Raw genomic sequence first — 21,525 nt, 5'->3', positions numbered from 1 at the left:
AGCGCCAGAAAAATAGCGTTTTGCGCCACACCCAAACGTTTTGCCCGCTCGTACTGATAAGCATCAGGATAATCGCGAATATCCTGCCGCAACACCTCAAGATCAATCTTGCGTTGGCGAAACCCTTGAGGTTTACGATGGATGTTCTTAACCCAACGCGTCACGCTCGCCACGCCAACTTCAAACCGGGCCGCCACCTCGGCTATCGTAAGTCCTTTTTTCTCTCTGACAGACAGAACTTTACGGCGGAAATCCAGTGAATATGCCATCTCTAAATTATCTGGTTGTGCTATATAAGGAAACATTTTTTGCGAACAACAACGTATTGTGATGAAATATAAATTTTTAGAGATGCCCTTATGTTAAAAATTAAAATTAGGCATCGTCAGAATTACTCGAATTTATTTTATTTAGTCAAAGGTACTACCTAAACAAGAAATGTCAACGTGATTCTGAGGAGCTTACTAAGGAGTGTATGATGCATACAGATTTAGAGCAACTAAAGTGAGACTGAAGTAATTCCATTTTCAAATCAAAAAATGACGCGAAGGTGAGCCGCAGATAGTACAAATAATACGGCAAGGTGAAGCCGACACAGTCAATTTTGATTTAGAAATGGAATAATTTGTTGGCAATCAACATATATGTCAAACCATCTATGTTGCTTTTAATCTTTTCTATGGATTTTTAGACTGGAAGCTATCATAAATGAGTAATACCGCTCCAACAAAAATTGCCGAGTCCGCAATATTAAATGCAGGCCAGTGATAGCTGCCAATGTAGAAATCAAGGAAATCAATGACGTGTCCCAATGTGATGCGATCCCATAAATTTCCAAGCGCACCGCCTAATACAAAACTTAAGCCAAGACAAAACAGCTTACTGGTTGCGTGTTTATGCAATAGAAAGATGATCACTATTGAAGTAATCAGTGCAATACTACTCAAGAGCCAGCGTTGCCAGCCGGAAGCATCGCTCAGAAAACTGAAGGCTGCGCCTGGGTTATAAGTGAGCGATAAATTAAAAAAAGAAGTCACCGGAATCGGTTGACCATAGAGCAACCTGGATTCCGCCCAGTACTTGGTGGCTAAATCCAGGGCTAACACGACAAATGCAATTGCCAGACTATAATAGAGTTTCATTGGATGAAAGTTATGATCAACGAGTAAGATTAAGGAAGTTATTCCAGCTCTAAATCAAACCTGCTTCGTCGTTTTCTCCTTGCGATATTATTGATAGTGTTGAGAGCTCGCCGTCGCGTCATGTATGAATGAGGAGAACTGGAATTAGGCATGACGTCGTTGCTCTCCTGACCCAAAAAGATTGGATAAGCACCGATCACACAAAGTAGGGTGATCCTTATTGTGACCGACATCTTGACGATAATGCCAACAGCGTTCACATTTCGCGTACGGGCTGGCTGTCACCGTAATATTTTCTTTCTCGTTGCTAGATGCTTGATTCAGTTGTACTTCAGAAGTGATCATGACGAAGCGTAAATCATTTCCAAGTGAGCTGAGTAGTGCAAAATCTTCTTCGGTTGCATGGATAATTACCATAGCGGCCAAGGATGAGCCGATCGTCCCTTGTGTCCGTGCTTCTTCCAGTTTTTTCTGCACTTGCGATCGTAGTAGCCGCAGCCGTTCCCAGCGCTGAAGGAGCCTGTCTGTTTCTGCTGGCGATTGCGAATATACGGGAAAGCTATGCCAACTCTGTAAAAACACGCTATCTCCCACTGAGGTTGCCAGCTGTTCCCAAACTTCTTCAGCAGTGAAACTTAAAATCGGAGCGAACAAGCGTACGAGGCTATGGGCAATATGATACAGCGTATTCTGCGCAGAGCGGCGTGGCACGCTCTTGACCGCGGTAGTATATAATCGGTCTTTTAGGATATCCAGATAAAATCCGCCTAAATCTTCTGAGCAGAAATTATGCAATGTATGTACGATCTGGTGAAACTCGTAACGCTGGTAGAGTGCGGCCAACTCGTTTTGTAAAGCCTCGGTATAGGCTAGCATATAATGATCAATTTCTAGCCAGTTTTCGATTGGTAAGCTATCTGTGGCCGAATCAAAATCAGCAAGATTAGCTAACAAAAAGCGCAAGGTGTTACGGATACGCCGATAGGTTTCAACGGTACGCTTAAGAATTTCATCGGAAATGAATAATTCCCCCGAGTAGTCGGCCGAAGCCACCCACAGGCGTAGAATATCCGCGCCTAGGGTATCTGCAATTTTTTGTGGCGCGATGACATTCCCCTTGGATTTGCTCATTTTGTGACCCTGACCATCCACGACGAAGCCGTGTGTCAGTAAAGCGTGATAAGGGGCACGGCCATCTATTGCACAGCCTGTCAGCAATGAGGACTGGAACCAACCGCGATGCTGATCTGAGCCCTCTAGATAAAGATCAGCCGGATGATTGAGCTGTGGATTATGTCTCAGTACCGTATCATGTGTGGTACCGGAATCAAACCATACATCCAGCGTATCACTCAATTTATGATAATCCTTGGCTTCATCACCTAATAACGTTGCGGCGTCAAGTTTAAACCATGCTCCAATGCCATGCTTTTCTACTTCCTGTGCGACGATTTCCAATAATTCAGGCGTGCGAGGATGCAAAGCATGCGTTTCTTTGTGTACGAAGAATGTCATGGGAACGCCCCAGTTCCGCTGACGTGAAATACACCAATCCGGGCGATTTCTGATCATTGCTTCCAGGCGTGCGCGACCCCACGCTGGAAAGAAAGTAGTTTCATCGACGGCTTTCTTGGCGAGTTCACGCAACGATGCTCCTGTTGAGGAAGAGCTCGTGCGTTGTGTTACATTCATGCCGATAAACCACTGCGGTGTTGAGCGAAAAATAATCGGTGTTTTGTGCCGCCAGCAATGTGGGTAGCTATGTTCTATTTTTTCACTATGCAGCAAATATTGGTTGGCTCTCAAAGCATCAATGATGACATCGTTGGCTTTCCAGACGAACAGACCGCCCACCAGTGGCGTCGTACTATTGAATTTGCCATCACCACCGACAGGGCTGTCGCTGGATAATCCATATTGCTGACCAATGAAGTAGTCATCCAGGCCATGCGCGGGCGCAGTATGAACTAAGCCCGTGCCAGCTTCCTGCGTGACATGTTTGCCACAAATGATGATTACAGTGCGCGCATCGAATGGATGGAGCAATGGTAGATGCTCCAGGTCACGTCCTTTGCAGGTAGCAAGCGTTTTACCTTCGAATTGATAGCGCGTTAAACATGTTTGCTTGAGCCCAGTCGCCAAAATCAAGAACCCGCGCGGTGTATCGATCAATTCATAATCAAAATCTGGATGCACGCAAATGGCTTGATTGGCAGGCAATGTCCAAGGAGTAGTGGTCCAAATGACAGCATAAGCTTTTTTATCGGGCGGTATCAATACGCCGAATGATTTAGCAAGCGGATGATTAGCCGCATCATTGCAAATGATTTCAAAGCCGACATCAATTGCAGGTGAAGTTTTATTTTCATAATCAACTTCTGCTTCGGCTAGCGCAGAGCCACAATCAATACACCAATTAACCGGCTTTTGTCCTTGATAGAGATAGCCATTTTCATAAATCTTACCGAGCGCTCGAATGATACCCGCCTCGGTATGGTAATTCATGGTGAGATAAGGATGCTCCCAATCTCCTAATACACCCAACCGAATGAAATCAACCTTTTGTCGTTCAACCTGCTCTTGAGCAAATGTACGGCAGAGTGCACGTATTTGATCAGGTAGAAGGTGTTTGCCATGCTTTTTTTCGATCTGGTGCTCAATGGGTAAGCCATGGCAATCCCAGCCAGGAACATAAGGTGCATCAAATCCTGCCAGTGTTTTGCTTTTAATAATGATGTCCTTGAGGACTTTGTTAACGGCATGGCCGATATGGATATCTCCATTGGCATAGGGTGGGCCATCGTGCAGAATAAATTTAGGGCGATCTTGACTAGCAGCGCGAATTTTCTGATAAAGCTGTTTCTCTTGCCAAGCTTTGAGTATATGTGGTTCCCGCTTGGCAAGATCACCACGCATCGGAAAAGGGGTATCGGGTAGATTGAGTGTTTTTTTGTAGTCAGTCATGGAGTGTTGATCTGGTTTTTTATTATGAAACGAGGTTTGCCTGCGTTAAAAAATAGTCTTTTGCATCCTCGACATCTCGTTCTATTTGTCTGGTGAGTGTATCTAAATCAGGATATTTTTCCTCATCTCTGAGTTTATGCAGGAAATGTACGCGTAAATGATAGCCATAAATCTCTTTATGAAAATCGAATAAATGAACTTCTAAAATGGGTTCACTCTTTGCGTGAGTAGTTGGTCGTATCCCCAGACTTGCTACACCACGCATCGTTGCGGAAAAAGGTGAGTTGGCTTCACTACTGATTTCAACGACGAAAATACCCATCAGAGGAGGGCGATTATGTTTTAACTGGATATTGGCTGTGGGAAATCCAATTTGCTTTCCCAATTTATCACCATTCACGACACGTCCGCTTATGCTGTAAGGACGTCCTAATAATTGTTTAGCAAGATCTAGATTGCCGCAAGACAATGCTTGCCGTATAGCGGTACTCGATACGTGTAAGCCATTCACACTAAAGTTGGGCATGATTTCCATTTCAAAACTGCCCGATCTTTGAGAAAATGTTTTTAGCATCTCAACATTTCCAGCACGTTGAGCACCGAAACGAAAATCTTCTCCGACCAGAAGCCAACGAACAGCGAGTTCCTGTTGAAGAATGCGTGTTATGAAAGCTTCTGCATCAATTTTTGCAAAATCATGGCTGAAACGGTAAATATGAACACGATCTATGCCTGATTCTGCTAAGAGTTCCAATTTTTCACGTAAGCTGGTAAGACGTGTCGGTGCTTGCTGCGGAGCAAGAAATTCACGCGGATGAGGCTCAAACGTCATAACACAAGCAACAGTGTTTAATTGATTAGCCACTTGTTTCAGACGTACAAGCATGGCTTGATGACCTAAATGCACCCCATCAAAATTACCTATGGTCAATGCTACCGGTGCTTCCGATCTAGGTGAAGCCCTTCGGCAAACTTGCATGATATGACGTTGATTAATGGAAAAGATGTCGTAGCGATTGCTTCAAACGAATAAGATTGTCTTATTTAATTAAATCAATGCGTTTCGGCAAAAAGCTCGGTAGGTTGTTGATCTGGAAAATTACTCATTTGATAACCGAGCCATAATCTGCCTGCAATAAAAGTAGCAACCGTATCTGCATGTTGCTTCAATAAGGGGTTGCCCAATTCAAGTGTAGTTTCTTTAAATAGCCGCAACCATTGTTTAAAGAGAGCTGCATTGAGTTCTGGAAGAGCAATATGTTTAGGCATAGGAGCGCCTCGGAAGCGGCTAGTACCGCGCAACTGCGCCGACCAGAAATTAGTCATTTGAACGAAATGCGCGTCCCAGTCAATCACGTGCTCTTCAAAAATTGGCCCAAGACCAGGATCTTTTCTCGCTTTCGCGTAAAAATTATGAACTAACCGTGAGACTTCTTCTTCAGTATAGAGATCCGGATGAGGTGTAGGTATGGAATGTGCTGTCATAATAATTATATTTTTGTAATTATATTTTTGATTAAAAATTATCTTGCAACAGTTCGAAACTAATTCTTTTAGTCTCGACGTATACTGTAATACATGTGATGATAAGTCTATAGTTTCTTTTTGAATTTTCCTGCTAGTTTATCGGTTACAGTATAGATTGTCTAATTAAGGGCTTAAGATTAGAACAACTAATCCAAAAGTATTTAAAGGAAAGTATCATGTGTTTTTCGCTGAAAATATCATTATGTGTAGAAAATGACTGTAACAGAATAATTATAACAAAATAGCATAAAGCAATTTCAAACGCTTTAACCCGAGAATTTTTTAATAAGGCAATCGAGATGAAGTTATTGCGAGGAAAGTCGTTATTGGATGATCCGGCTCAAAATAAATCAACCGCTTTTTCACGCGAAGAGCGGAATCAATTTGGCTTGCGAGGGTTACTACCTTATAAGGTAACGGATATCAAAACGCAACAGGAACGAGCGTTAGGTAATCTGCGACGGAAAAATAGCGATATTGAAAAATATATTTTTCTGAATAGCTTACTGGAGCGCAATCAACGATTATTTTACCGAACTATGATCGATCATCTCGATGAGATCATGCCTCTAGTTTACACTCCTACTGTAGGTGAGGCTTGTAAGCAATTTGCTCATATATACAGAAAGCCACAGGGTTTTTATATTACCCCGGAAGACCGCGGCGAGATTAGCTCGATACTTGATAACTGGTATGAAACGGATGTACGTATCATAGTAATCACTGATGGGGAGAGGGTATTGGGACTTGGCGATTTAGGCGCTAATGGTATGGGAATCTCGATAGGCAAGAGCGCTTTGTATGTCGCCTGCGGAGGTATTCATCCGACACAATGCTTGCCAGTGATGCTCGATGTTGGAACGAATAATCAAACATTACGGGAAGATTTGCTTTACTTGGGCTGCCCTCATCCACGATTGACAGAACATGCTTATTTGTCATTGATTGATGAGTTTGTCCAAGCCATTCAGACAAAATTTCCCAATGCTCTAATTCAATTCGAAGATTTTCAAAGTCAGAATGCTTTTGATCTTCTTGATCGTTATCGAAAACAGGTGCGCTGTTTTAATGATGATATTCAAGGTACCGCAGCCGTCACGCTTGCTGGTATTTATACTTCTTGCCAGATAACGCGCAAACGGTTTACTGATTTAAAAATTATGTTACTTGGGACAGGTTCAGCAGCGACCGGTATTGCTGAATTGATGATTCCAGCATTTTGTGCAGCCGGTCTTAGTGAAGAGTTTGCAAGATCAAGGATTTCGTTTGTGGACAGGCAAGGGTTAGTGGTATCAAGCCGTGAGCACTTTAAGCCACGCATCCGATCTTTTGCTCATGATCATGCTTCAGTAAATTTTCTGGAAGCGATCGAATGCATTCAGCCCGACGTTTTGATCGGAGCGACGGGTGTGGCTGGCGCATTTAATGAGGCGACTATCAGAAAGATGGCGCAATTCAATGAACGACCGGTCATCATTGCATTGTCTAATCCTACTTCTCACACAGAGTGCACGGCTGAAGAAGCCTATCGATGGACTGACGGGCGGGCTATCTTTGCCAGCGGTAGTCCATTCCCGGCTTTCAGATTGGGCGAGAAACTATTCAAACCAGCTCAGGGGAATAATGCTTATATCTTTCCAGGTGTTGGACTCGGTGTGATAGCTAGTAGAGCGCGGTTGATCACAGACAGTATGTTCTTGATTGCAGCCAGAGTGCTCGCAAATATGGTTTTACCAGAGGAGATTGAGGTGGGTGCGATTTATCCATCACTTAGCCGTATTCGTAGCGTTTCTCATGGTATTGCCGTAGCAATTTGCCAAGTAGCTCAGCAAGAAGGGCTTGCGGATGACGCTCTTCCTGAAGATCTAACGACATATGTTCGTGCTCTTATGTATGAACCTAATTATTGAATTTTTAGCTTATTCTGGAATTTTGAAGGCAGCAGTAGAACGAGCTGATCAGGCGTTTGATGATTAATCATTATGATTTAACGACTGTATAATAGTAGCACTACGCGATCTTAAAAGTATTCCAGTCCTGATCAAAAGTATTATGGAGTTGGGGATTTATTAATACAACCCATATTGTAAATCAGAGTAAGCTCATAACAAAAATTATTAGTTTGTTTTAATTGTTTGATTATCCTATATTTTATAGCGAATGTTAAATTTGGACTAAATTGCTTGAGTATTCCCCAAGTTTTCTCCAAATAAAAACCCCCATCGCTGGGGGTGCTAATAAATTAACGATCAGACTAATAAAGATGAGAGTATTATTTCAGATCGTCAATACTAGCGCCAAAGTTGATGTGGAACGCTGCGCCATCTATTACAAGCGCTGGAACTGATTTAACCCCGGCAGCTTCCGCTTCGCCGATTCGAGATTTATCAGTACCTAGATGCACAACTTCAACCTGATATTTTGAACGATCAATTGCATCGACCATAGCGTGTTCCGCTGCAACGCATACGGGGCAACCTGCATGATAAAAAATAGCTTTCGCTGCCATATATAGTAGACTCCTTTTATTATTAATCACTCCAATAGCTTTCGGATTCTAACATATAATTGATAATGCTCATTAAGATTGTTTTCCCATCTTAATTAGTTATACTATTTCTAAATCAAAACTCACTTTGTCGGCTTCACCTTGCCGTATTATTGATATTGTCTTCGGCTCGCCTTCACGCTAGTTTTGATTTGGAAATGGAATTAGAGGAGGATCGCCAATTAGTGGAATATTTTTTGCCGCAGGTGAAATAGCAGCATTAATAAGGCTGGTTGACGTAAGACTCATCCAAAAATTGGCCTGCTACTGGAATACGATGACCATTTGCATACATACACTGAATATAAGTAATATCATAACGCTCTTGACTGAGATTTCTAGAGGTTCGAGCTGCTTCGCTGCCAGTTAAACTCCCTGCCAGCAAGCCGCTGCCAGCACCTATTGCCGCCCCACGTCCACCTCCAATCGCTGCACCTGCAGCTGCACCAAGGGCGCTACCCACTGCTGCACTTTCCACTCCACTGGCAATAGAAGCTTGTCCGGTAGCCTGGCTGCCGTCTTGCTGGCTAGCATATTGTTTGCAAAGATGATCATCGCTACGGAATTGATCAAAACTTTTATCTGCACCTGGCAGAACCATAACGCTTGGACCATTAGGTATCTGCACGCATGCGATGCACAAAAGAGCTGGTAAAAGATAAATGAATCTTAAAATCTTTTGCATGGATAGCTCTTTAAATTATTCTTGAGGCTGAGGAGGAACTTTTATCCACCCGCCTGGGCATTTCTTGACATAAGGATAATAACCTGCTGGGTTTTCACAATAATGCCAGTAATTAGCTTCTGGAGATGGGGAAGGTTGCACAGTGCTTGGTTGTTGAATATAAACCGGGGGTGTTGTTGGAACAACGTAAATGGGAGGGTAATAAAATGGTGTATAACCTCCATAGTAAGAGCCGTAATAATAGGGTCTATAATAAGGTCTGTAATAATACGGAGAATAACCCCCATAACGTGGAGCTCCATAACCATAATAGTAAGGGTAGCCAAACGCTGGTGAACCGTAACCTAATCCTAATCCAAAACTATATCCATCAGAGTAGAAACCTTGTCCATAGTAATAACCATTGTATCCCCATGCCGCCTTATTCAATATCATTATCAAAAAAGCAGTCGTTAAGTATAGAAAGCCGGTTTTTCTCATGAAAATCTCCATTATTTCCCTATAAATAACTTAGCTCTACTCCAGTAAGCTATTTTTATTTTGATCAAAATTGGAGGGATTGGCTTCATTAAAGTTTCATGACATTGTAAAGACTAAAAAAAATGGCAAATATATTTGAAACTCAAAAGAATAGTATATTTCTGAGACTTTTGTTGATTTGAAAGTGATAATTAGAATGCGTAGTCAGAAGATTAATTTTTTTCAATGATCCGCCTGGGTTTGAAATACTAATCCCGCATGTTCGCGCATCTTGTGAAAGCTGATAGCAGGCCAATTCTCCTTCGCTACACTAATTTCCGCAGCGAATGAAGCAAGAAATGTTGGCGCATCGACCGCATCATAAGCAATTCGGTGTGCGTTTGAATCGATGAAGCGTTGCAGTTCCTGAGGATCATTAGCAGTAATCCAACGTGCTAATTGATATTTGGCAGTAGCAATGCGAGCATCTACCCCATATTCGTGCTGCAGCCTATGTGTCACGACCTCAAACTGCAAATTTCCCACCGCTCCTAGTAATAAGCTACTGCCTATGTGAGGGCGAAAAACCTGGATCGCGCCTTCTTCACCTAATTGTGTTAGGCCTAGTTTGAGCTGTTTGCTTCGCATTGGATCAGCAATTTCAACTGTCTGGAATATTTCGGGTGCAAAAAAAGGAAGGCCAGTGAAATGCAGTGTTTCTCCTTCAGTAAGGGTGTCGCCTAGTTGCAATGTGCCATGATTAGGAATACCGATAATATCACCAGCATACGCAACTTCAAGCAGTTCCCGTCGTTGCGATAAGAATGAAACGACTGTATTCGTACGTACTTCTTTGCCGCTCCGGACAATTTTGAGGTTCATGCCGCGTTTGAATTCTCCCGAGCAGATACGTACAAATGCAATGCGATCGCGATGCGCAGGATTCATGTTGGCCTGGATTTTGAAAACGACCCCAGAGAATTTAGGTTCCACGGGCGGAACTTCACGCTGAATGGATTTGCGTGATTTAGGGGGAGGGGCTAGTTCGATAAGTGCATCAAGAATTTCACGTACACCAAAATTATTGATTGCTGAACCGAAAAATACTGGTGTTTGCTTCCCGGCAAGGAAGGCATCACGATCGAATTCTGGAGATACACCACGAATCAAATCAATTTCCTGACGTGCTTCAATGAAGCTTTCACCAAAACGCTCAATCATCGCTTGATCATCTAGATTACTGATGATCATTTCATTTTCATTTTCAACGCGATCAGCGCCTGGGTGGAACACGCGCATGCAGTGATGTTGAAGGTCAAATACGCCATGAAATTGTTTACCCATTCCTATTGGCCAGGTAAAGGGGATCGTTGCCATATCGAGCGTGCGCTCGATTTCATCGATTAAATCAAGTGGATTACGAACTTCACGATCCATTTTATTAATGAAAGTGAGGATGGGTGTATTGCGCGCACGACATACCTCCAATAGGCGCAGGGTTTGTGCTTCCACACCATTAGCAGCATCAATGACCATTAAAGCAGCATCTACCGCGGTAAGCACACGATAGGTGTCTTCGGAGAAGTCTTGGTGCCCTGGGGTATCAAGCAAATTGATGACATGATCCCGATATTCCATTTGCATTACCGAGCTTGCGACCGAAATACCCCGTTGTTTTTCGATCTCCATCCAGTCAGAAGTTGCATAACGGCTTGCTTTACGAGCCTTGACACTACCCGCGATATGGATTGCTCCCGCAAACATAAGCAATTTCTCAGTTAATGTTGTCTTGCCTGCATCTGGGTGAGAAATAATAGCGAATGTGCGGCGTCGTTTTACTTCTTGATCGATCATTATTGAAAATCCTTAAATACTTTATTATTTGGTTAAGCTGAATTCTGATTCTGTGAATAAAGGTAGCAATGTGCACTATGGGTCTGGCTAAATGTACTTTTCTCCGGATAGATTTTCCGGCAAATTGGCATTACATAAGGACAACGAGGGTGAAAGTAGCAACCTGATGGTGTATTGGCAGGAGAAGGTAATTCTCCTTTCAGGTGAGTGCAATTAGGGCGCTTGGATGTTGCTTGGATCACTGGCACCGACGAGAGAAGCGCTTGTGTGTAAGGATGCTTAGGGGTATTCAGTACCTCATCCACATAACCTCTTTCTACAATTCTCCCCAGATACATGACGGCTACTTCATCAGCCAGGTATTCTACTACCGATATATTGTGCGTAATGAACAAATAAGCAAGACCTAAATTCTGCTGTAAAGTTCTGAGTAAATTTAGGATTTGTGCTTGTACGGAAACATCCAGAGCGCTCGTCGGTTCATCACAGATCAATAATTTAGGATTAACCGCCAAAGCACGAGCAATGGCTATCCGCTGTCGCTGACCGCCAGAAAATTCATGTGGATAACGCCATTTCGCTTCAGGTGGCAAACCCACGCGCTGGAGGAGTTCGTCTATCTTATTTTCTTTTTGATATGAGGATAGCTGTTGCTCAGGTTTTATTCTGTGAGGATGATCAGGAATCAATATATTCATCCCTTCTTCAAGAATATCAACAATGCGCATTTTGGGATTAAGAGATGAGTAGGGATCCTGAAAAATAATCTGAAATTCAGCTCGCTTCTTACGCAGCTGATTACGTGTTAATCTAGTAAGCTCAGATCCATTAAACTGCACACTTCCTTCTGTAATTGGAATGAGTAGGCAAATACCTTTGCCTACTGTAGTTTTGCCGCAGCCTGATTCGCCTACTAGCGCAAGCGTTTTCCCAGGAGTAATCGTAAGCGAAATACCATCGACAGCTTTAACATATCCAACAGTATGTTTTAATAGACCTTGGGAGATAGGGAAATGAATTTTGAGATTAGTGACGTTCAATAATGCTGAGTCCTGATGATGTGTTGGGTGATAAGCCTCAACGGATGAAGCTGTTTGTTTTTCCGTCAGATTAACTTGGTATTCAGATCTATTTTCTTTACTGAAGAGGTGACACTTAACCCGATGGCCAGGTATTATTTCGGTCCACTCGGGTACTGTCTGACGGCATAGTTCCCAAGCATGATCACAGCGTTCTGCAAAACGGCAGCCTTGAAATGCTTGTGACAGGAGAGGGACATTTCCGCTTATCACAGCGAGACCTTGATTGCGCTTGGTTCTTTTTGGTAAAGCGGCAAATAATTTCTGTGAATAAGGATGGGCAGGCTGCTGAAAAAAATCTTTACAGGTTGCAGTCTCGATAATTTCTCCCGCATACATAACGGCGATACGATGCGCTATTTCAGCAACAACGCCTAAGTCATGGGTTATCAGCAGGATCGCCATATGGGTGCGTTGCTGGAGATCGCGCATGAGATCAAGTACCTGGGCTTGAATCGTGACATCTAATGCAGTAGTAGGTTCATCTGCAATAAGTAGCTCAGGTTCACCAGCCAGTGCCATGGCGATCATCACGCGCTGTTTCATTCCACCAGAAAACTGAAATGGGAATTCAGTCATGCGGCGCGAGGCATCCGGGATGCCTACTTGTTGCAATAACTCCAGGATACGTTTTTGTGAGTTAGTGTGATGCAAATTAAAGTGTTGTTTCAATACTTCTTCAATCTGTGATGCAATGGTCATGACTGGATTCAGGCTGAGCATGGGTTCCTGGAAAATCATGCTGATGCGTTTACCCCGCACTTTCCGCATATCAGTTTCTGGTAAAAGCAGTAAATCGTTGCCGTCGAGCTTGATATGACCTTTCATAATTTCTGCTACTTCCGGTAACAGGCGCATGATGGAAAGAGCCGTCATGGATTTACCGCAACCGGATTCTCCCAGTAAGGCGAAAGTTTCGCCTTTAAAAATTTTTAATTCCAGCCCATCTACTGCATGTATGGGTGCTGAACCAGTATTTAGAATTGTTTTGAGTTTCGCAATTTCCAGCAGTGGCATCATGAGTGTACTTTGTTGTCTTTTGCTTCGGGAGGGATATCAGCAGAAGCTGGTCGGGATGGAGGCCGATTGGATTGCAACATTTTACCTAGTCGATGAGATGACCTGCTGGCTCTTTCTGATAATGTTTTAATGCGTGGATTAAATGCATTCTGAACTGCATCAGCAAAAAGGTTGATACTTAGCACGAGTACAAACATGAATCCAAATGCTGCGAGCAGTGTCCACCATACTATTGGTTCCCGCGCCATTTCTAGCCTGGCTGCATTGATCATGGTACCAAAGCTGATCATGGAAGGGTCAACGCCGACCCCTACATAGGAAAGTACAGCTTCTGCCAGCACTAGGCTACTGAAATCCATAACGATAGCGATCAAGACGATATGCATGACGTTGGGGAGAATATGCCGGCTGATAATCCGCCAATGTGAAACTGCAAATGCATGTGCGGCCTGAATGTATTCCATTTCACGCAATTTCAGGGTTTCTCCACGCAACAGCCGACACAAACCTGTCCAACTAGTGATCCCAAGTATGATGCAAAGAAATAATAAGCGTAGATCAGCGCGCGCTAAAATAGTATCAAACATTTCTGGGTGGGTTTCGACGTATACCTGCATCATCAAAACTGCGGCAGCAATGAGTAGAACACTGGGAATCGAGCTTAATGTCGTGTAGGTATACTGGATAATATCATCTACCCAACCACGGAAGTAACCGGCAGCAATCCCTAATAACAAAGCGAAAGGAAGCATGATGAGTGTGGTCAATGTGCCAATCACGAGCCCAGTGCGAATGCTCTTGAGCGATTGATACAGCACATCCTGTCCTACCTTGTCGGTACCCAGCACATGGTAATGGGTCGATAGGGCAACCACTATGCCTAGCAAAATGAGTACCAACCCAAGCGTAATCATGATGACATACCAGGGCGTTTCAGTAGCGCCACTCCAAATTTTGGAGTGCATTTGTAGAAAATTTATCTTATGCCACCTGGCCAATAGCATACCCAAGCTAATCACGATTAAACTCCAGGTCAATAATCCCCATGCCGCACCTCTGATTGATCGCTCAGTAATATCACTTATCCTCTGAACTTCCGGATCTTCTAGGTGCGCACCACCGAATGTCAGTCTGGTAAACTCCCGTGCTTGACTGCCATCAGGTAATTCCACGGTTTCTTTTGTATACAAATGGGCTGAAAGAGGCGCTGAATAAGTTTTTTCCACACGATTACGTAAGGGCGTCACAATGATATCAAAAAGACTCAATACTTCTACACTGTAGACCTTTTCACCCAAATTATCGCTGACTTTATCTAAAGCGGGGCGGAAATGGATCGTATCGAGCAGTCCGATCAGAATAAAAAAAAACAGAACAGTCAGGGCCGCCATACCACTTGCACTATGGGTTACCCGTCGCCATGGCGTTAGCAAGTGCGTGTGACGCTGCATGCGCCACCCAATAGCAATCACAGTAGCTGCGAGCGAATAAACTAGCGCATCAGTCCAAAGAATAACCGGGTCGAAGGGCATGATAATTTAAATTTGCTATGATTATCAAAAGTAATGGAATAAATATTGTAGTCCAATTTACTTGCAAGTTTTATATTACAGGCATAACTATTTCTACTAGAGGAAAGTTAGGTTAGAAGGCAGGAAATATTCGAGCTGATAAGATAGAGTCTTGTATAGATTTGCAAATTATTCAGAGAAGAGGAAATTGATTTTTAATTCAAACTTAATTTTAAAATATGAGCGATAGATTAATCATAGCGCAGTCGAGAAGCTCGACACTTGATCTTTTGCTTCCAATGGCTAATCGGCATGGTCTTATTGCTGGGGCGACTGGCACAGGTAAGACGGTGACTTTACAGGTTCTGGCAGAACAATTCTCCCGCGTAGGTATTCCTGTGTTCATGGCGGATATCAAAGGAGATCTATCAGGACTGAGTCAGCCTGGCGGAGGTAACATAAAAGTAGAAGCGCGAGCGAAGGAGCTCGGTTTAGCATCCATCGAATATGCTGACAATCCAGTGATTTATTGGGATGTTTTTGGTCAGAAAGGGCATCCCTTGCGCGCTACGATTTCAGATGTGGGACCTGTGCTACTTGCGCGCATACTTAACCTCAATGATACCCAAACTGGGGTATTAACAGCGGTCTTTAAAGTTGCGGATGATCAGGGTTGGTTATTACTCGATCTGAAGGATTTGCGTGCTATGTTGCAGTATGCTTCGCAGAATGCTCAAAAGCTTGTAGCTCAATATGGCAACATCTCAGCCGCATCTGTGGGTGCGATCCAGCGAGGATTATTGCAATTGGAGCATGAAGGAGGCGAGCATCTCTTTGGAGAGCCAATGCTGAATTTTGCAGACCTCTTGCAAACGAATGCAGATGGAAGAGGAGTGATCAATATTTTGTCAGCCGAGACTCTGCATAATACGCCACGTCTTTATGCCACTTTATTGCTCTGGCTGCTTTCAGAGTTATATGAGAATCTCCCTGAGGTGGGAGATTTGGATAAACCCAAGTTGGTATTTTTTTTCGATGAAGCCCATTTATTATTTAATGATGCGCCTAGAGTATTGTTAAACAAAATCGAGCAGGTGGTGCGATTAATTCGCTCGAAAGCAGTGGGTATTTATTTTGTTAGTCAGAATCCACTGGATATTCCTGATGTCATACTTGGGCAGCTTGGGAATCGTGTTCAGCATGCATTGCGGGCATTTACTCCTAAAGATCAAAAAGCGGTCAAATCGGCTGCACAAACATTCCGTCCGAACCCGCAAATCAATGTCGAAGCGGCAATTACAGAGCTGGCAGTAGGCGATGCCTTGATTTCTTTTTTGGATGAGAAAGGACGCCCTCAGCCAGTTGAAATAGGCAAAATTTTTCCACCCATGAGTCGTCTCGGCCCTGTAACGGATCAGGAGCGACAGAAAATAATTCGTACTTCAGGCATTTTTGGATACTATGAGGATGTTATTGATCGTGAGTCAGCCTATGAAATTCTGAAAGATCAAGCCGAAAAGAAAACTGGTAAAGAAATGCAGCCTGAAAGCGATCCTGGATTTGACTGGCGTGACATACTCGGCAAGAAAGAAGTTAGCAAACGTTCTGGACGCCAACCTCAGGGAATCATAGAATCGATAGCGAGAAGTGCTGCCCGAACCGTAGGTACTGAGATCGGTCGGCAGATCATGCGAGGAATACTTGGCTCTATACTGGGTAAGAACCGCCGCTGATTGCAAAATATGTCTTGTGTGATGGAGAACTTTTAAACGGATTAAGATCCCGGTAATATATTTTTCCGCTGTAATTGTTTTCTTAGAATAAAAAAGGGCATCTACCGATGCCCTTTTTGTTTTGCTATAGACTGGTTCAGAAGTCGTGGCGTAGACCTACTGAGTAAACATTACGGTCTGCATTTGTGGGAAGATTCTTGTCATCTACCCAGGCACGCTGATAACCACCAAACAGGCTGGAGCGTCTGCTCAGGCTATGAATGACACCTGCTGTAATGTTTTCCACATCTTTTGAGCCAGCTCCCCCACTAAGGCTGTAGGCATGAGCCATACCCCCTTGTGCGATAAGCATGGTATTGCCAATTGAATAATCGATACCTGCGAACCAGAGATAACCATCGCCATTGGCATTCATGGCGGAGTTACATTGCCCGCGGCCATCAAGGCTCAGTGAGCCGATAGCATTTCCGAAAGCAGCAGCGGTAGTACAGGTAGCAGCACCGCCTAACGGATTAGCATTGTTAACATATTCATATTGGCCTCGGATACGCAGATCGGCAAAAGAAATCAGTGCACCACCACGCCAGATTTCTTCGTCATTGAGTACGCCGCCTAAACTTTTCATTCGATTGCTGACATTGTCGCGTGAATAACCACCAAAGATGTCGAGACCGAGTGCATCGAACTGGTTACTATATTTACCTGCAACCTGGAAGTCCCATTCACCATCTTCACCACCGGAATTGGCACCGGCGAATGCTTGACCATTAGCGAGTGGATCAAGAGCGCCCGGAGTAAATCCTGGTGAGGTTGGATCCGATCTGGATGGATCCAATTTTCTGGCATCACCCGGCATCAACATGGCTGACATAGAGAAGCCTTCAACTACGGGCGAATCATAGCGTGCTGCACTGTTGACGAAGCTATTGTCACCTGATCCTAAACCATTTTGTGAGGCAACCATCAGACCACCGCTACCATTAGCATGGAGGCTGGTGTAGGCAAAAGGATCAATCGTATGACCGCCGGCAAAATCCTTGAAGGGTGATTGAACTCGACCAAATTTCACTTCACCCCACTGATTGCTGCCAAGACCGACCCATTGTTCACGAGCGCTATCAGATCTGCCGGAACCAGGGTTAAAAGAGAACTCTACGCGGCCCATTGCTCTGAAGCCCATTCCAAGATCTTCTGCTACTTGCAGACCCCAGCGTGATTGGGCTGCATCATCAAGTACGCCTGTTTGAGCGCCATTGCCCTTGGTATCAACTGTGGCATACTCAGCTTGCACTCGACCAAAAATGGTAACATGGGTGCCTTGTGCTGAGGCCATCAGTGGAGCTGCCAACGCACCAGCTACTCCCAGCGCAATTAGTTTCTTTTTCATGTGAGACTCTCCTTAAAAATTAAAAAGACGGGGATTGTCATGCTTAAAATCTATCAAACTTTGTTTTTATCTAACTTTTATTATCCAGACCTTCCGAACTGGAAAGGTTAGGTAAATTGTGCCCAACATAAATTAGGGGCGCAACAAAAAACAATTAAATTTTCGATTTTAAGCAACATTATGTTGCTTTTATGCAACATAGAAATTATTTTGTAAAATTGTTCTAAAAAATATTTAAAAACAACTTTATTTCCTCGTTTACTGCACCAAGTAGTACCATGATCCAATATAAAAATTAAACCATCAATCTAAGCAATAACAGTGAATTTTAAAAAACCTACAAGGGTTTCTTCATATTACAAGATGTATTTCTCTTCGATAAAATATATTCTTAACGTGAGTTCGACATAAGAATCATCACACTACAGCTGGGAGAGCTTGAGGCAGTCTGATATTAAGCGAGGGTTTCTTCTTACGGAACGTGTAAACCACCAGCCCGGCTATCAGATTAACAAAGAAGTTAAATGGGCTGCAATGGCGGGAATGTTCGATTTGCGAGATGTTTTTCAATGGGTCATTGACGGTTTCAATAATTGAGCGTTTACGTCACAGGAGTTTGTCAAACAGCGGCTGCGAGATATAGCCCCGATCACCAAAGAGTTTCCCAAACAAAGAGTGTGCCAAGTCCGATAGGAAATCACAATCGTGGACATTGCCCGAGGTGATTTTTTACTACCAGCCATCCTCCTTGGTTATTGATGACCAAATGCAGTTTGAACCCATAAAACCAACCCAAGTTGGTCTTTTCCGGGCAGCAAACTCTGCCATCACTTTATGCGACCCAATGCGGTGATTGTGGCATACGCTGATCTTGGTCGAATCAATGAAGTCGATTCCACTGCATTGCCCTAAGCGGCTAATCAGAAAGTAGCACAAGGGCGTCAGGCTATCTTGCAATAGCTCAACAAAGCGATGGTAGCTCACTCACCTTGGAAAATAAGACCGCTGATGTCTCAACACCTCACCCAAATAATAGTGCTAAAACGTCCGGTAACCGGACAGATGAAACCCCACCATGATTGCCATGACTTCACTTAGAAACAGCTCTCCTCGTCACCGGCGCCGTTTCAGCGATGACCCCGACAAGCGCTGATCCCAGCACGGCTCAAACTCTTTACAAAAGTCGTTAACCGTACAAAAAAACGCTATAGTATCTATCGGAACTTGCCTCCTATCATGATGAAATCCTTTTCCGAATAGCTTCATCATAAGGAATTCAGATTCCTTTTTACTGCTTTTCTTATCCCGAACTCACGTTACTCTTAGTAATCCCATATTCATGTATAGCCAATAAGTAGGTAGGGCTGGACTTTAGTTTCGATTATGCCATTTGTTTAAAGCTGAGAACCGTAGTTGAGCGCTTGAGTGAAGAGTTCATCTCATGACATATAGAGGTATTTTTTAAATTTTATTCATTCACCAGAAAGCAGAAAGTGAGGCCGTTACGAGGTGCATAAATGTTACTTTCTGAGTGCGAATACGACGTTGCTCTTCATTGCAAGGGGCGGCTCTGCAACTTTATCGAACCTTCTCTCGTATCTGGATCACCATACACTCCATCCCGGCCAATAGCAGTTTTTAGGATAATTTGTTTTTTTCCATGGTTTCATTAATCTTGCTTTTAGCAGCTTATTACGATCATTTCCAAAATTCTGAAAGTTTGGCAAAATAGAGTCGTGCGTAATGCAAGCTGAAGTGCTCGGTTTGTGTTTGAAAGAAAGGCGCAAATGAATAATTTGTTTTCCTTCTTATAGGGCGCGACAAGCAGTAGTTATTCTATTTTCAAATCAAAAATGACGCGAAGGTGAGCCACAGACAGTATAGATAATACGGTAAGGTGAAGCCGACAAAGTCGGTTTTGGTTTGGAAATGGAATAAGTAATCTTTTAAGTGCGAGGTATAGTAGATCATATGCACCTACCAGCAGATTACGCTCGGCGTTAGAGGTCTCCAATTGGAAGAGAGAAGAATTCAGATACGCTGCTCTCATCCTTCTTTTGCACAAAGTGACTACTTGAGTCTACATCAGTGCGATTAACGATGAAAAGATGACTGCGACCTCATTGCGCGTAAGTGCTGGAATCTGGTAGCACAACGACTTGCCTCTGCCTGTTGGCATTAATATCATACAATCATGTCCACTGGTAACATGGGTGATGATTTCAGCTTGTTGACCGCGGAAGTTACTATAGCTGAAAATTTCCTTAAGGATGGTAAGCGCACGAGACCTCACTTTGAAAAATTCCGCTAACTTAACCAAAATTGAATTAACCAAGTGATTTATGCGTAAATGCTATTGCCGGTTTTTGAAACGATCTATTTCACGCCGGTCACGTTTGGTGGGTCTGCCTTTGGTATAAAATTGTTGTGGCTGAATTTTAATTTGCTCAGCCAGCACTTCGCGTGCTTTACGGCTTGCATCTGTCTCCTGATAGAGTTGTTGCGCCTCTGATGCCGACCCTCGTTTATTGGATAATGCTAGTACTTTGATTTCGTATTGATAATGCGCAATCCGAATAGTGAGCATGTCACCTATTGCTACAGTCTTGGCTGGTTTGACCCGTGCACCATTAATGTGGACTTTCCCGCTTTCTATTGCCTCTGCCGCTAAAGAGCGCGTCTTAAAAAAGCGTGCAGCATACAGCCATTTATCAATGCGGAATTTTTCGACATCGCGTTGTGGCATCATTGTTTTGTTATATCAATCAATTGATTGATGATTATCTGAAAAGTACCTGCACAATAAGATCAGATTGAGCTTTAAGCCGGCATCTATCAAGTAGGAAATGGCTACAACCCAGGATATATACGATTGCGTTCGACGCTGTAGTTGCTATATATAGGTAGTCACTAGTACACCGCATCTAGGCAATAAAGTTCCAATAGTAGCAGTATTGTGAGTAAATTTTGTCAAAAAAAGCAAATGCAACCAATCCCGGCATGAAAATATCCACTCCAGATTGTTTGGATTTAATACACTGACACTTAACCATTTCACCATACCTGTTTTATTCAATTGCAGTTGCAAGGCTTAAGCCAGCACCAAACAACAAAAGCACCATAAGCATTTCTATTTGTACTTTCCCAATCCAGTAAAACTGCTGATTTTTCTTGCGCATGGCCTGATGGGATGATGAACATCAATACCGCTTTCCAACTGCAAATAATTAAGTTCTGGCCTTAGTTCTATGCTGATATGCCGTATAAATAGATACCCTAGTGAGCATAAATAAAGATAGGGTAGCAATCTTTGAATAGCAAGTGGTAAAGAAGGCAAAATTACAGGATTATTATATAATTAATAAATAATTTGAATTGCTGACCGAATGCTTGTGGCTTGCTGATTAAAAGTCTATGCTGGATTTTCCATTGCTAATATCCTGCATGATATAAATATTCCAGAATAATATTTATGAGTATGATTTTAAGCAGTAAACTTAATGACTATAGGGATCTGTTGTTTGTTACGTATCAAAAGTATAGTGTTTTTATTTCCAATTTCACGCTACATATACTTACACGATTTTTTTATAGCTTTACAAAACTATAATGCCTC

16 protein-coding genes and 1 pseudogene are annotated in these 21,525 nt (G+C 43.1%); 2 read left to right on the top strand and 15 right to left on the bottom strand.

What is annotated here, in order from left to right; all coding sequences use genetic code 11:
• The 5 genes from BM122_RS05845 to BM122_RS05825 form a co-directional block, all read right to left on the bottom strand.
• A partial coding sequence (locus tag BM122_RS05845) for an IS630 transposase-related protein (protein ID WP_074906954.1) occupies positions 1–269 on the bottom strand: 269 nt, incomplete at its 3' end.
• A gap of 408 nt (positions 270–677) precedes the next feature.
• Positions 678–1,142 (bottom strand): signal peptidase II, encoded by a 465-nt coding sequence (lspA, locus tag BM122_RS05840; RefSeq protein ID WP_074904436.1) that lies wholly within the window; start codon positions 1,140–1,142, stop codon positions 678–680.
• Between the two features lie 144 nt (positions 1,143–1,286).
• Complete coding sequence (ileS, locus tag BM122_RS05835) at positions 1,287–4,106, bottom strand: isoleucine--tRNA ligase (protein ID WP_074904435.1); 2,820 nt, start codon at positions 4,104–4,106, stop codon at positions 1,287–1,289.
• Between the two features lie 22 nt (positions 4,107–4,128).
• The gene (locus tag BM122_RS05830; RefSeq protein ID WP_074904434.1) at positions 4,129–5,085 is read right to left on the bottom strand and encodes a bifunctional riboflavin kinase/FAD synthetase; all 957 of its coding nucleotides are present in this window, start codon (positions 5,083–5,085) and stop codon (positions 4,129–4,131) included.
• A 74-nt stretch (positions 5,086–5,159) separates the two neighbouring features.
• Complete coding sequence (locus BM122_RS05825) at positions 5,160–5,591, bottom strand: group III truncated hemoglobin (protein ID WP_074904433.1); 432 nt, start codon at positions 5,589–5,591, stop codon at positions 5,160–5,162.
• A gap of 341 nt (positions 5,592–5,932) precedes the next feature.
• On the opposite strand from BM122_RS05825, the gene BM122_RS05820 reads away from it, so the two are divergent.
• Complete coding sequence (locus tag BM122_RS05820) at positions 5,933–7,543, top strand: NAD-dependent malic enzyme (RefSeq protein WP_074904431.1); 1,611 nt, start codon at positions 5,933–5,935, stop codon at positions 7,541–7,543.
• Positions 7,544–7,905: 362 nt separating this feature from the next.
• Here the strand turns inward: BM122_RS05820 and BM122_RS05815 are convergent, their stop codons facing one another.
• The 6 genes from BM122_RS05815 to BM122_RS05790 all read right to left on the bottom strand — a co-directional run bounded on the left by BM122_RS05815 (position 7,906) and on the right by BM122_RS05790 (position 14,810).
• Positions 7,906–8,142, bottom strand: a complete 237-nt coding sequence (locus BM122_RS05815) for a thioredoxin family protein (RefSeq protein WP_074904430.1) — start codon at positions 8,140–8,142, stop codon at positions 7,906–7,908.
• 259 nt (positions 8,143–8,401) lie between these two features.
• On the bottom strand, positions 8,402–8,809 hold the full coding sequence (locus BM122_RS05810; protein WP_371264895.1) for a glycine zipper family protein: 408 nt from the start codon (positions 8,807–8,809) through the stop codon (positions 8,402–8,404).
• 72 nt (positions 8,810–8,881) lie between these two features.
• Complete coding sequence (locus BM122_RS05805) at positions 8,882–9,346, bottom strand: hypothetical protein (RefSeq protein ID WP_074904426.1); 465 nt, start codon at positions 9,344–9,346, stop codon at positions 8,882–8,884.
• 222 nt (positions 9,347–9,568) lie between these two features.
• On the bottom strand, positions 9,569–11,182 hold the full coding sequence (locus BM122_RS05800; protein ID WP_074904425.1) for a peptide chain release factor 3: 1,614 nt from the start codon (positions 11,180–11,182) through the stop codon (positions 9,569–9,571).
• A 29-nt stretch (positions 11,183–11,211) separates the two neighbouring features.
• Positions 11,212–13,278, bottom strand: coding sequence for an ABC transporter ATP-binding protein (locus BM122_RS05795; RefSeq protein WP_074904423.1), 2,067 nt, complete (start codon positions 13,276–13,278; stop codon positions 11,212–11,214).
• Positions 13,275–14,810 carry an ABC transporter permease gene (locus tag BM122_RS05790; protein ID WP_074904421.1) on the bottom strand — a complete coding sequence of 512 codons (1,536 nt, stop codon included), beginning with the start codon at positions 14,808–14,810 and terminating at the stop codon, positions 13,275–13,277. Before BM122_RS05790 ends, BM122_RS05795 begins: the two co-directional genes overlap by 4 nt.
• 218 nt (positions 14,811–15,028) lie before the next feature.
• Between BM122_RS05790 and BM122_RS05785 the strand changes: the two genes are divergently transcribed.
• On the top strand, positions 15,029–16,522 hold the full coding sequence (locus tag BM122_RS05785; protein ID WP_074904420.1) for a helicase HerA-like domain-containing protein: 1,494 nt from the start codon (positions 15,029–15,031) through the stop codon (positions 16,520–16,522).
• Positions 16,523–16,658: 136 nt separating this feature from the next.
• Here the strand turns inward: BM122_RS05785 and BM122_RS05780 are convergent, their stop codons facing one another.
• The 4 genes and pseudogenes from BM122_RS05780 to BM122_RS05765 form a co-directional block, all read right to left on the bottom strand.
• Positions 16,659–17,909: a porin gene (locus tag BM122_RS05780; RefSeq protein ID WP_074904418.1), complete on the bottom strand. Its 1,251-nt coding sequence runs from the start codon at positions 17,907–17,909 to the stop codon at positions 16,659–16,661.
• A 417-nt stretch (positions 17,910–18,326) separates the two neighbouring features.
• Positions 18,327–19,127 (bottom strand): annotated as a pseudogene (locus BM122_RS05775) (IS982 family transposase).
• Positions 19,128–19,989: 862 nt separating this feature from the next.
• Positions 19,990–20,202, bottom strand: coding sequence for a DEAD/DEAH box helicase (locus BM122_RS24860; RefSeq protein ID WP_256211908.1), 213 nt, complete (start codon positions 20,200–20,202; stop codon positions 19,990–19,992).
• Between the two features lie 60 nt (positions 20,203–20,262).
• Positions 20,263–20,658 carry an RNA-binding S4 domain-containing protein gene (locus BM122_RS05765; RefSeq protein WP_083398354.1) on the bottom strand — a complete coding sequence of 132 codons (396 nt, stop codon included), beginning with the start codon at positions 20,656–20,658 and terminating at the stop codon, positions 20,263–20,265.
• Positions 20,659–21,525: the final 867 nt, after the last annotated feature.

It is taken from the genome of Nitrosomonas communis, assembly GCF_900114745.1.
Lineage (GTDB): Bacteria > Pseudomonadota > Gammaproteobacteria > Burkholderiales > Nitrosomonadaceae > Nitrosomonas > Nitrosomonas communis_A.
Note: the sequence above shows the minus strand (reverse complement) of the source record. Positions and strands in the feature narration are given on the sequence as shown.